Origin of the sequence: Alcaligenes faecalis (assembly GCF_041521385.1) — a bacterium.
Lineage (GTDB): Bacteria > Pseudomonadota > Gammaproteobacteria > Burkholderiales > Burkholderiaceae_B > Alcaligenes > Alcaligenes faecalis_E.
In genome coordinates, this window is sequence record NZ_CP168006.1 from 1,263,088 (window position 1) to 1,275,968 (window position 12,881).

General features: G+C 55.2%; 9 protein-coding genes and 1 CRISPR repeat array. Of the genes, 2 read left to right on the forward strand and 7 right to left on the reverse strand.

Going from position 1 to position 12,881, the window contains the following annotated elements:
• Positions 1-17: 17 nt before the first annotated feature.
• Positions 18-1,862: an ABC transporter ATP-binding protein gene (locus tag ACDI13_RS05725; RefSeq protein WP_316991009.1), complete on the forward strand. Its 1,845-nt coding sequence runs from the start codon at positions 18-20 to the stop codon at positions 1,860-1,862.
• A gap of 132 nt (positions 1,863-1,994) precedes the next feature.
• Positions 1,995-2,759: a glucosamine-6-phosphate deaminase gene (locus tag ACDI13_RS05730; protein WP_316991008.1), complete on the forward strand. Its 765-nt coding sequence runs from the start codon at positions 1,995-1,997 to the stop codon at positions 2,757-2,759.
• On the opposite strand, the gene ACDI13_RS05735 is transcribed toward ACDI13_RS05730, so the two are convergent.
• The 7 genes from ACDI13_RS05735 to csy1 form a co-directional block, all read right to left on the reverse strand.
• Complete coding sequence (locus tag ACDI13_RS05735; protein ID WP_316991007.1) at positions 2,712-4,142, reverse strand: efflux transporter outer membrane subunit; 1,431 nt, start codon at positions 4,140-4,142, stop codon at positions 2,712-2,714. The two genes, ACDI13_RS05730 and ACDI13_RS05735, sit on opposite strands and share 48 nt — an antisense overlap.
• Positions 4,143-4,144: 2 nt before the next feature.
• Entirely contained in the window at positions 4,145-6,103 is a 1,959-nt protein-coding gene (locus tag ACDI13_RS05740) for an ABC transporter permease (RefSeq protein WP_316991006.1), read from the reverse strand.
• Positions 6,097-7,275, reverse strand: coding sequence for an efflux RND transporter periplasmic adaptor subunit (locus tag ACDI13_RS05745; RefSeq protein WP_316991005.1), 1,179 nt, complete (start codon positions 7,273-7,275; stop codon positions 6,097-6,099). The genes ACDI13_RS05740 and ACDI13_RS05745 overlap by 7 nt, the downstream gene beginning before the upstream one ends.
• A 375-nt stretch (positions 7,276-7,650) precedes the next feature.
• A CRISPR array of direct repeats spans positions 7,651-8,578; the repeat unit is 28 nt; unit sequence TTTCTAAGCTGCCTATGCGGCAGCAAAC.
• Between the two features lie 129 nt (positions 8,579-8,707).
• On the reverse strand, positions 8,708-9,274 hold the full coding sequence (gene cas6f, locus ACDI13_RS05750; RefSeq protein WP_316991004.1) for a type I-F CRISPR-associated endoribonuclease Cas6/Csy4: 567 nt from the start codon (positions 9,272-9,274) through the stop codon (positions 8,708-8,710).
• 4 nt (positions 9,275-9,278) lie between these two features.
• Complete coding sequence (gene csy3, locus ACDI13_RS05755; RefSeq protein ID WP_316991003.1) at positions 9,279-10,298, reverse strand: type I-F CRISPR-associated protein Csy3; 1,020 nt, start codon at positions 10,296-10,298, stop codon at positions 9,279-9,281.
• A 147-nt stretch (positions 10,299-10,445) separates the two neighbouring features.
• Positions 10,446-11,471: a type I-F CRISPR-associated protein Csy2 gene (gene csy2, locus ACDI13_RS05760; RefSeq protein ID WP_316991002.1), complete on the reverse strand. Its 1,026-nt coding sequence runs from the start codon at positions 11,469-11,471 to the stop codon at positions 10,446-10,448.
• Positions 11,468-12,856, reverse strand: coding sequence for a type I-F CRISPR-associated protein Csy1 (csy1, locus tag ACDI13_RS05765; protein WP_316991001.1), 1,389 nt, complete (start codon positions 12,854-12,856; stop codon positions 11,468-11,470). The genes csy2 and csy1 overlap by 4 nt, the downstream gene beginning before the upstream one ends.
• Between the last annotated feature and the right edge of the window lie 25 nt (positions 12,857-12,881).

The window sequence follows — 12,881 nt, forward strand, 5'->3', positions numbered from 1 at the left end:
CCGCTGGAGCCCATTCGGTGCTGTCATTCTTTGAACGTCGGTTAAATCCCTATCCCGAACAACACGTCGCCCCTCCTCCCAAAGGATTTTTCCCCTTCATCTGGGCCTGCACAAAAAATTCACGTGGCTGGATTGGCCTGATGACCGTGACCTCGATTGGCCTGTCGGCCTACGAGGCCATGCTGTTTGCCCTGCTCAGCTATATCGTGGACTGGCTGCCCTCGATTGAACCTGCTCTGTTCTGGAGCCAGCAGGGTGGCACGCTCCTGACTATTGCCGCTGTTCTGCTGGGCAGCGTGGTCCTGATCAGCCTGCATACGCTGGTCATGCACCAGGTGCTGGCCATCAACTTCCCCATGCGCCTGCGCTGGCTATTCCACAAACTGATGCTGAACCAGAGCATGTCCTTTTATGCGGACGAGTTCGCCGGTCGCATCACCACCAAGATCATGCAAACCGCTCTGGCGGTACGCGAAACCCTGTTCATGGCCGTGGAAGTGGTTGTGGGCATGAGCGCCTACCTGATCGGTATCCTGATTCTGGCCGGCAGCTTTGACCGCCTGCTGATCCTGCCCTTCCTGTTCTGGCTGGTGGGCTATGCATTGGCCTGTCTGTACTTTGTGCCCCGTCTGGGCAAAGTCGGCGCTGAACAGGCCGATGCTCGCGCCTTGATGACGGGCCGCATTACCGACGCCTACACCAATATCAACACGGTCAAGCTATTTGCCCACACACGCCGTGAGGCAGACCATGCCAAGAACGCCATGCGCCGCTTTCAGGAAACAGGCCATGCCCAAATGCGCCTGATCAGCCTGTTTGAAGTGGCCAACCATGTGCTGGCCACCCTCTTGCTGATCAGTTCGGCAGGCCTGGCCTTGTACCTGTGGTCGATTGATCAATCCACCGCCGGTGTGGTGGCGGCTGTCATTGCCATGGCATTGCGTCTGTCCGGCCATTCCCATTGGCTGATGTGGGAGCTGACCAACCTGTTCGAGAACGTGGGCACGATTCAGGACGGCATCAACACCTTGACGCAAAAACCCACTGTAGTGGATGCGCCCGATGCCAACACCCTGCACATCGAGCAAGGCCGTATCGAGTTCCAGGACGTCAGCTTTGCTTACCGCGATAAAAGCCGTCAGGTTATCGACAAGCTCAATCTGGTGATCAAGCCGGGCGAGCGTGTTGGCCTGATTGGCCGTTCAGGCGCGGGCAAATCCACGCTGGTCAATCTGCTGCTGCGTTTCCACGATGTCGATAGCGGCACCATCCGCATTGATGGCCAGGACATTGCCCATGTCACGCAAGACAGTTTGCGTGCTGCCATTGGCATGGTGACGCAGGATACGTCCTTGCTGCACCGCTCCATGCGCGACAACATTCTGTATGGCCGCCCCGATGCCAACGACGAGTTGCTGCATATGGCGGTAGAGCGTGCCGCCGCTGCCGACTTCATTCCGCAATTGCACGACCGCCAGGGCCGTGAAGGTCTGGATGCCCATGTGGGCGAACGCGGCGTGAAACTGTCCGGCGGTCAACGGCAGCGTGTGGCCATTGCCCGCGTCATGCTCAAAGATGCTCCCATCCTGTTACTGGATGAAGCCACCAGTGCCCTGGACTCCGAAGTGGAAGCGGCCATTCAGGAAAGCCTCAATACGCTGATGCAGGGCAAGACGGTGATTGCCATTGCCCACCGCCTGTCCACCATTGCCGCACTGGACCGCTTGATTGTGCTGGATCAGGGCCGCATCATCGAGCAAGGTAGCCACCAGGACTTGCTGCAAAAAGGGGGCTTATATGCTCGTTTGTGGGCCCATCAAAGTGGCGGATTCCTGGGAGAGACCGGCAAACAAGATGTCTGAACCAGTGTCACTTGCTTGCAAAAAAAACTGACGTTACGCTGTTGTCCCATTAGAATCTCGAAAGATCAAACTTCGCCGTGCTTGCGGCGAAGTTTTTTTTCAACTTATTCAGCCCATACGAAGAAAAAAAATATGTTTTTAGTCTTCCCCGATTCCGCCGCCATTGCGACACACCTGAGCACCCGTCTTCAAGACATTATTCGTCAGAACCCACAAGCGACTCTGGGTCTGGCAACGGGGGGGACCATGGAACCCATTTACGCCCGTTTCGTGCAGGACGTACGTGCCAATGGACTGGATGTGTCCAGGATCAATAGCTTCAATCTGGATGAATATGTGGGTCTGGCGGCAGAGCACGAGCAAAGCTACGCGTGCTACATGCGCCAGCACCTGTTCAGCCAATTGCCCTTTGATACTGCACGCCTGCATCTGCCCAATGGCCTGAGCACAGAGCTGGAGCAGCACTGTCAGGACTATTCCGCCGCGATTGCCGCCAGCGGCGGTGTCGCCTTGCAACTACTGGGCGTCGGCACCAACGGACACATTGGCTTTAACGAACCGGGCACGCCTTTTGACAGCCGCACCCATGTGGTGGCCCTGTCCGAGCGCACCCGTATCGACAACAGTCGCTTTTTTGACTCCATGGACCAAGTGCCTACCTCGGCCATCACCATGGGGATTGCCGATATTCTGAGCGCCCATGAAATTGCCCTGGTAGTGACGGGTGAGCACAAGGCTCGCACCATGCTCAATTATCAGGAAGGTGGTGTCACGCCCGAGCTGCCTTTCACGGCCTTGAAGCAGCACGCCAACGCCCACATCCTGCTGGACGAGGCGGCTGCCAGCTTGCTAGACCCCAGCCTGTGCCACCGTCCCCTGATCAGCCAGGCCGCCTGAGCCAGCTTGCCAGCCCCCGCCCAGCGCCCTGAAAAGCGCCGCGCGGGACTGCAGACGCGACTGCATCAAACTGACGCGCACATCCTGGGCGGCGTACAAGGTACGCTGCGCATCCAGTAAAGACAGCAAGGTTTCCGAGCCGGAGCGATAACGTGCTTCGGCCAGTTGAAACGCCAGTCTGGCTTGCTCCCACTCCCGTTCCATGGCCTGCGCCTGAGCATCCAGGCTATGCAGTTGTGCCAGCACGCCTTCCACATCCATATAGGCCTGCACAATGGTCTGGCGATACTGCACCAGCCATTCCTGTAAACGGGCGTCGCTTAAATCCTTGCCCGCCTGCAGACGACCGGCATTGAAGATAGGGGCCACCAGCCCACTGATCAGGCTATAGACCGGATGGCGCAAACTTTCTTCCCAATGATTCCCCGATGCCCCTGCTCGCGCGCCCAAGGTCAGGCTGGGATACATGGCAGCGCGCGCCACCTGCACATCGGCATGAGCCGCTGACAATTGGGCCTCGATGCGCGCAATATCAGGGCGTTGCGACAAGAGCTGTGCAGGCAGACCCGCGTCCAGCTCTGGCACCTGCAAGTCCGCAATATCCTCCTGTGGTTCGGGCATGATTTCAGTACGGCCCAACAGGGTCGCCAACTCCACCCGCGTGCGAATGGCCTGTTCCTCAATCACGAACAATTTGCGCTGTTGCGACGCCAGCAATTGACGTTGCTGCGCCAGCTCCAACGGCGAAGCCGCCCCCGCTTGCAGGCGTGCTTCCAGCAAGCTCAACAAGCGTTGCGCAACGGCCAGGTTTTGACGAGCAATGGCGACACGCTGCTTATCGCCCAAGGCTTGCAAACTTAAATGCACCACCTGCGCCTGTACGCTGACACGCAACACATCCAGCTCATAATTCGCCGCCTGGGCCAGGAACACGGCACTATCAGCCAGAGCACGATTACGCCCCCACACATCCAGTTCGTAGCTCATGAACACACCGGCCACATATTGCGAGCGGGGGTCACCATGTGACGAAGAAAACGGTGCATCCCTTTGCACAGAAACATTGCCCTGCAATTCCGGCAGTAAACTGGCTCCGGCAATGCGTGCCTGGGCCTGCGCTTGCAAGATCCGGGCCTGGGCCTGACGCAGCACCGCCACATCCTTCACGGCTTCCTGCATCAGGCTGTTCAAGGCGGGGCTGTTATAGGCACGCCACCACTGCGGCTCCACCTGAGCCTGTACAGGGCTGGGTGTGGCCTTGGCTCGCTGTTGATACGCCTGGGGCAGCGTCGGCGGGGTCTTGTCCAGATCCGAAGACAAGGAGCTGCACGCCTGCAGCAAAAGCGTGCTCATGATCCCTGCAATCCATCGGTAATGGGCCATGCTTACTCCCCAGCCAAAGCCTGAACGGGGTCCAGTGCCGCCGCCGTACGTGCTGGCATATAGCCAAAAACCATGCCCGTCACCACAGCGCAGCCAAAGGCGCCCAAGGCCGCCCGCAAGGAAAACACCACATCTACCCCACTAAAAATCAGGCCAATACCCACAACCGCACCGGCCAGCACGCCCAGGCAACCGCCTGTAATCGTCAACAAAACTGCCTCGGTCAGAAACTGGCGCATGATGTCGCTTTGTCGCGCGCCGGTGGCCATACGTATGCCAATTTCCCGCGTACGTTCACGCACCGTCATCAACATTACGTTCATGACCCCAATACCGCCTACCACCAACGAGACTGCAGCGATCAGGCCCAGCATCATGCTCATAGACTGCCGTGTAGAGGCTTCGGCTTGCAAACGGGCCGCCGCGTTGCCAATGGAAAAGTCCTCGCGTCCGCCATGACGCTGAAGCAGTAACTGACGCATTGATTGCTCCGCCTCCAGCACGGTGGCGCTGTCTTGCGCCTCAACAACCACATAATCAGGTTGTGTCTGCGCTTGGTACACACGGGCACGGGCAGCAAGATAAGGAATAAAGACCATATCGTCATAGTCCTCCACCCCTGAGTCGGCCCCTCGCTCCTGCATCACGCCAATAACCTCAAAAGGCGAGTTCCCAATCAACAGTTTTTGCCCCAGGGGCACCTCCCTATCCGAAAAAAAATGCTTGGCGGCACGATGTCCCAGAACCACTAAAGGAGCCAAATCCCGATCCTCTGCATCCGTGTAATAACGGCCTTGCGCCAATGGCCAGTGATGGACATCAGGCATAGTCTCATTGGCGGCAAATACATACACCTGACGGTCCACACTGCCACGCCGTACCGTAATCGGATCACCAATAACCGGCATCACACGCCGTATTAACGGCAGCTCTGCAATCGCGTCCAGATCCTCCTGCGTCAACTCTCCTCTAGGAAACCCATTGGACGGTGAGTAACTGCCTAAATACATAATGGTGGTCCCCATCGTCCCCATCTGCTCCACCACTCGCTGACGGGCTCCCTCCCCCACCGCCAGCATGACAATGACCGAGGCCACTCCTATAATCACGCCCAGCAAGGTCAAGGCGGTACGATGCCGATTAATAAACATGCTGCGCAAGGCACTGCGCGCCGCATCCTTGATTTCAGAGAGCCAGGGTGAACGACAGTGCTCAGGCGGCGGTAAGGGCTGCGTGGGTTTGCTCTCCAAGGCCGTTTCAGGACGACTATCCGAGAGAATGCAGCCGTCACGAATTTCAATGATCCGGTCTGCCATCGCCGCGACTTCATGGTCGTGCGTAATCAGAATAATGGTGTGTCCGGAGTCCGAGAGCTTGCGCAGCAAGGTCATCACTTCTGCGCCACTGCGCGAGTCCAATGCCCCCGTGGGTTCGTCAGCCAGAATGACACGCCCACCGTTCATCAAGGCACGGGCAATGGACACGCGCTGCTGCTGGCCGCCGGACAACTGATTGGGCCGGTTGTCCAGCTTGTCCGCCAGCCCCAGGCTGCTGAGCAATTCCGCAGCCCGTGCCGCACGCGCGTCCTCATCCATTCCCGCGTAAATGGCAGGCATCTGGACATTTTCACTGGCCGTTTCGGTAGGAATCAGGTGATAGCCCTGAAACACAAAACCAAAGGTTTCCCGACGCAAAGCGGCCAGTTCGTCCGGGTTTAACTGCGCGACATCCCGGCCCTGGAACCAGTAAGTACCGCTGCTGGGCCTATCCAGACACCCGAGCAGGTTCATCAGCGTCGACTTACCCGATCCCGAAGCGCCCACAATGGCCACAAACTCGCCCGGCTCAATACTCAAGCTGACATCGAACAAGACCTGCACCGCAGGCTTGGTACTGGGCGGGCCACCGTAGATACGGTTAATGCCCCGCAGCTCAATCAAAGCAGGTGCAGCCCCTACCATTGCAACCACCGCCAGCCACGCTCGGGGGCCACCACGGCCAGCACAACCTGCTCTCCCGAGGTCAAGCCATCCAGAACCTGAACCTGGTGGCGATTACGCACCCCCAGGCTGACCGGCTTTTCCTGCAGCTTGCCCTGCTCGAGCACAGCCACCTTAAACGCCTCGGGACCACGATCAGTATCAGCGCGCAACGCCACCAAAGGCACCAGCAAAGCCTGGTCAGCCCGATCAATTTCAAACAACACCTGAGCCGTCATCTGAGGCATCAACTCGCCATCTTCGTTGTCCACATCAAACAGCACCGTATACATGATGGCCTGTGTGGCTGTCGGGGCTGTTGCAGTGGTTTCTTCCTTTGTGCTGCCTTCGGGGGCCGGCATGATCTGCCGTACCCTGGCCTGCCATTGACGCGCCTGCGTCTCGCCCTGCTCACCCAGGGTCGTAAAGGTCACGGTCATGCCCGGTTTGATACGGCGAATATCGGCCTCGGACACACTGGTCCACACCGTCATGGTGCTCAGGTCCGCAATACGCAAAATAGTGGGCGTTTGGTATGTGGCATTCAGCGTCTGTCCTTCCCGCGCCTGTACGCCAATGACGGTGCCACTCATGGGCGCGTAAATACGCGTATAGCCCAGTCGGGCTTCATCAGCTTTCAGCGTAGCCTGGGTCTGTTCCATCTGCGCTTGTACATGAGCAACACGAGCTTGAGCCGTAGCCAGATTCGCCTGGGCGATCTGGATATCTTCCTGACGGCTGGCCTGCTGGCGCTCCAATTGACGCTGACGAGCCAACTGCTGACGGGCCAACACAAGCTGGGCCTGCTGTTCAGCCAACTGGGCGCGAAACGCCGCCAACGAAGCGCGGCCGGCATCAACGGTGGCTTGCTGCACACTGGGATCAATTTCCACCAGCAACTGCCCCTGCTCAACCTGATCGCCCGGTGCAACCGGCAAAGCCGTAATCTGCCCCGACACCTGTGCACCCACATCCACATAGCGACTGGGCTTTAACGTCCCCACCGCAGCAACGGTAGCGCGTATATCGCTTTGCTCCACAGCCACCGTTTCAAACTGCTCTGAGGAGCGCCCGGCCTGTGCGGCCAGCGCCCCCAGCACCAGCACCGCCAACAGGGCCAACGCCCAGCGACGCTTCACTGCTTTGGACTTCATACATAATCCCGTTAAAACCGTAGATCGACACCCGCCGTATCCTGCGTAGCAGGAGATCAAAAAAGTAAAAATGGTCAAGAAGGCAGATACTTGCCTACACCGAAACGGGCTCCAGGCTGCCTAGCAAACAGCGCGGATTCACCCCTGAACAGTGCAATCAAGCGGACAGGACAATCGGTCCTTTTTCAGGCCTTCCCTATAAAGACGTTTGAGAGCCCACTTTCCGGACATTTATTTTGTAAAAGTTATAGCGGGCAGCTTGAAAGAACAAATACAGGCGCCAAATCGGGCGTACCCAATGAAAATAGACTCTGCTGCCGACTCTCAATAAGAGACAAAGATTACACACGGCAAACGCCTAACGATGTAAAAACATTTCTAAGCTGCCTATGCGGCAGCAAACACGCAGATATATCTGTTTGGTCGTTACGACTTTTTCTAAGCTGCCTATACGGCAGCAAACCGCTCATGGCACCGCTTCCAAATGCGGAACCCTTTCTAAGCTGCCTATGCGGCAGCAAACCGACACACCAATGGATACCGCGACAGAGCAAATTTCTAAGCTGCCTATGCGGCAGCAAACACAAGAAAGTCCACGCGGTATTTGCCAATCTTTTTCTAAGCCGCCTATGCGGCAGCAAACATAGCCCACCTTTGCGCCGCCCAGCTCGAACTTTTCTAAGCTGCCTATGCGGCAGCAAACTTGTTGACCGCTACCGCTGACCCCGGCCACAATTTCTAAGCTGCCTATGCGGCAGCAAACAACGTGCCCTGGATGCCGTTAATCTCCACGTTTTTCTAAGCTGCCTATGCGGCAGCAAACACAGAGAGGTATGAAGCGATTGCAGCGCAGATTTTCTAAGCTGCCTATGCGGCAGCAAACATTTCACGACCTGCGACATACCGCCGCCACCTTTTCTAAGCTGCCTATGCGGCAGCAAACACCAGGGGCTATGTAGATTCCGCGATTGCGATTTTCTAAGCTGCCTATGCGGCAGCAAACATGCGCAAGCAGCTGCCGCACGAGCGCCGCGATTTCTAAGCTGCCTATGCGGCAGCAAACAGTGCCACGGTTACGAAGTGCTCGCCCACGTTTTTCTAAGCTGCCTATGCGGCAGCAAACATCGCTACCGCCTGAAAATGGAGGTGCTCCAATTTCTAAGCTGCCTATGCGGCAGCAAACTACGCGCAGGCAAAGCGCAGCAAGATCGAAACTTTCTAAGCTGCCTATGCGGCAGCAAACTGCGCAGCGTGGTCAACTCGTCGCAGTCGTCATTTCTAAGCTGCCTATGCGGCAGCAAACTAGAATAAAAAACACCGAAATCGCTGAATACTCAACGCTTTCAGCCTTTTTTACCTACAAAACCCTTTTTTTAGACAAAAACACAAGCCATTGATTTTAAAGAATAATTATTTTCACTAAAAATTTGGGTCAAAACCAAGGGACGCTAGCCTGCGTACTTAGTCCATAAGCATTGAAACCTCCCAACGCTGCCACCTCCTGCTCCGGTCCCATTTCCAGGAACAGACAAAAGGTTTGTGCGGTACTTTGGCTACGCATCTGTATGAACGGCAAGGTTGGTTGCTGTTGAACACATTCAGGAATCGCCTTCACAGCCTGATCTGCTGTTTCTCCATGACGCTTCATACGCCTGCGCCGCAGCCGATCGACATTGGTTTTGAACTGACGACGATAAACCGTTCGGTACGTCGCGTCCTGCGGAACAGGGCTGGCTTCTTTCAAATCAATATGATCATGCATCCCGCGTAACCACTGAGTCTGCTCCAAACTCTGCAACTCTGACAAGGAACCATGAATCCGCATTATTGGCCCCACTGTACGAGGCTTTATGGAATAGCCCGGAAAACTGACTCCCAGGCCCTGCGTGCCCATTTGCACCAAGGCCCGATGCAGCTTGGCATACAAGACTCCCATTAGATGAACCGCACTAAACTCCGGATCAGGCAAAATACGAATTTCGATGTAATGAGTGCTCATGGCCTCAGTTCCCAGCATCACCAAAGACACCGCCACGGATCAATACGGCCATGACAAAATGCTGTTGCTCCAGGGCTGGGGCTTTATCTTTCAGCACCCAATTATCCAGCAAGGTATAAAAGTCCAGATTTTCTTTGGGCTGACGGTACGCCTTGCCTTGAGTCGTCACCGAACCATACGGCTCCACCGCAATAGGCCCCAGCTCCTGCGAGCCTGGGTACCAATCGTCAATAGTACGAATGGCATTGCCAATTTTTTGTGAGTGCATTGCAGCAACATCATTAACGTGATACAAGGTTCGGCTTTTATCGCCTTTACCCCGCTCCAGAATCAGCTCCTGGGAAGGGAATACTTCCTGTCCTTGCCCCACACGCACATACGCACGAATACGCAGCAAAACATGACGCGCCCCAGCCAAACCTTGTGCAATCAATTGCGACAAGGCCTCCAGCTCTGGCGTTTGCCCTTTTTGATCAAACTGGCGCAGGCTCAACGTCAAGGCATCAAACGACCAACTCTGACTGACCTGGCCTTGCTCAAGCAAATCAATAAGGACCTGAACCTGCTCTGCGCCAATTCGATTGCGCCACAAGAACCGACCATTAGCCAGGTTGTGAGCATAACGACGGGCCAGCTCCGTAAAGCCATTGTCTTGTATATAAGCCTGCACCACCTGCTGCAACTTGGCCTGGTACTCCACGTTATTGCAAGCCGATGGCAATCCCATGCCAGACAAAATACGTAAGGTAAAACCAACTTGTAATGTGTCGCTATTAGGGGGCAAAGCCGCCACGTCTACGGTTTGCAAATTAGGCTTCTCAATAGCGGCATCCAACTTAGCAGGATCCTGGTCTTTGGCTTTGAGTCGGTTAGAGATCGTGCCGCGAACCGATTTCTGAGTGATCACCACAGTTTGCCAAGCAGCCTGTTTATCCTGATCTTGCCAACTTCCTGCATAAAACAAAGCATCAGACGGGTCAATTTTGCGCTCGAATGCTAATACGGATGCGGTCTTCAAAGACATAAGAACTACTCCAGAATAATTCGTCACCAGATTGAATAGAGGCCCAAAAGAGCAACACACCTTCTTTTAAAGCTTCCCCAAGGCACTTATAGCCTTACTGACAAACTGCCAGTCCAAACTAAAAATCACACAAAAAACTTACCTGCGTTAAGTGGTCCAATCAAACACCGAGTCATCCAGAAGGGACAAACCAGACTCAGGCTCTGGCTCTGGCTCGGGAGCTTGGTATGCGTTGCAGCACAGGTAGCTTCCTTCAGGCTCTTGGTACTGGGCATACCAGAGCAAATCGTCGGGATGGTTTAAATGATGAGGACCAAGCCATTGCCCAATTGAATAAACGCTTTCTACAAAACGAAAGGGTGTGGAGGTGTCACGAGCATTCAAGACCGACCCAGACTCCTGCAACGGTCCTAGCGCACGATAACCAACTGGAATAGGCACAACCCAACCCTCACGATCGTGTTGCCACTTTACCGACCCATCTTCCATTTGCTGACTGCGGTAATTGAAGCGCGATAAATCCAGCCAGGCATCCAGCAAGGTGCTCTCGGGTACTTCGTCTTTTAATTTGCTCCAATGCGATTGCAGCAAATCCTCTCGGCTTACCAGCGCAAAGCCTGGTAGACAACGACGCCGCAAGGTGCGGAACAGTTCTTTCTGCTCTTTCTCCTCGGAGGGCCAAAGCATCATGGATGGGGTTCGCTGCGCCCCCTGATGTCCCAGCACACTACCGCCCGCCACGCGCATCGTCGCCAAACAGTCATCGACCTGTTTCGCCCAATCCTGTCGTTGAGTGTGCTCTTGACTCGCCAAGCTGCCGTTCTCCCCATTGGCGCGCCCCCGAAGCTGAAAGATGAGACTGAGCTCCAACTGCATGCGCCCCTCTTCTACAATCGCCAGAGTGTCGCCTTTCTTGTCAACCGGATTGCGGGTCAGATTAAACGTGCTCACAAAGCCAGTATTTACTTGCTCCTGATGTGAGTGGCAAACAACCCCCACTTTTTCCAGCACAATAGGGACACCTGTTTTTTCCAACTTGCGATTCAAGGCCCACATCAAGCCCAAAAAAGCACTCATGGCTGGGAAGCCGTGGGTTAAGGGGCTGGAGATGGCGTTGGCATTTTGAATACGCAAACGGGGAATCAGCAACAAGGCTTCTATGTTCGAACTCATATCCCCCCCTTCCTTGCCGAGATATATAAAGGTGCGTTGTTTTGTTGCCGTAATGTGCGCAACTGACTGGCCCAATGAGCTTGATCTATTAACAGCTCTTTCTTCCAGTGAAAATACTCAACGTCACCGACCGGTAAAGTGTCACCCAAACGCCCGTTGAGCCAGCGGGCAAAGCGCTGGCCGATTTGATCAGGCCAATCCATCCAGTACCATTCGGCGCGAAACGCTTGGTCATCCTCAGAACTAAAAAGATCTTCCTGACGAACTCGCTCAGTATCCAGCCATAGCTGCTCTTCACGATTAAGCTGACAACGACTATCCGCTGTCCAACCCGCAGGCCAAGCCAGGCGTAATTCGGCAGCAAACGACACCAACTCATCAATCAAGCGGGCTAGATAATCGTCGACACGATCACGCGTTTCTTTAATAGGCTTGGGCTGACTATGCAAAAACCGTTGCAAACCTCTTACTTGCTGACGCACCTCCCGACGCTGCATGAACAGGGAGTCAAAAATGGACTCTACCGCCCATGGGCTGGGAGCGGATCGAGACGTCCAAGTCGGGGGCAAGGAGCTGAGCAAGTAATTAACGCCACCCCGCTCGCTATTTAACTGAGAGATATTCTGCGGCTTAGTACCTCCCAATTTACGGACAGCCAAATTGGGATACCAGCGCACCGCATGCTCATGCATCACCTTATCGCGCTGTGCCTGTCGGGCCAGTTTCATAGGTTCCCCAAACCGATCCTCTTGAAGTACTTCATGCACGGCATGAACCAAGGAGGTGGGGAACAACGGAGCGAGCAAATGATAGTGTGCATCATCACCAGAATCTTCGCCCACCAAGAAATACAACTGCTTAGCCAGAACATGGCTGGACATGGCTTGACCATTGTCCTGGAGCAAGCCCAGAAAGGCTTGCTGCCACTCTTTAGCCTGTTCGAGATCAGCACAAAACGCAGCCAGCACAGCAGGATCATCCGCTTGCAAACGGTCCAAAATGCTGTGTCCGCCCCACTCCAAACGTAGAAATTTATAGACATCGAGTGCCGCAGCATTACCAACCACATCGCTGGCAAAGTTGTCATGCAGCACATGGCTACTTAGCTGCTCCAATGCAGGTAACGCCGTCGGGTCCACATAGAGATTGGTGCCTCGCGCATCAGGGTGGATCGGCTTCAAGGAATGCGTCACCGCCTGAATCTGCTTAACCCGCCGAGCAGCGTCAGCCAACCATGTCTCAACTTGATACTGAGCAATCAAATCAGAGCGTTTGGGATCATCCTCGGACAGCTTTTCTAATTTGGCCTGTAAACGGGCCTGGATAAAGCTCTGGATAAGCTCCCTCCATTGCCTCGCTTTCTCAGAACTTAAGGATTCATTCACATCATCTCTCCCAACAGTCAAGCAA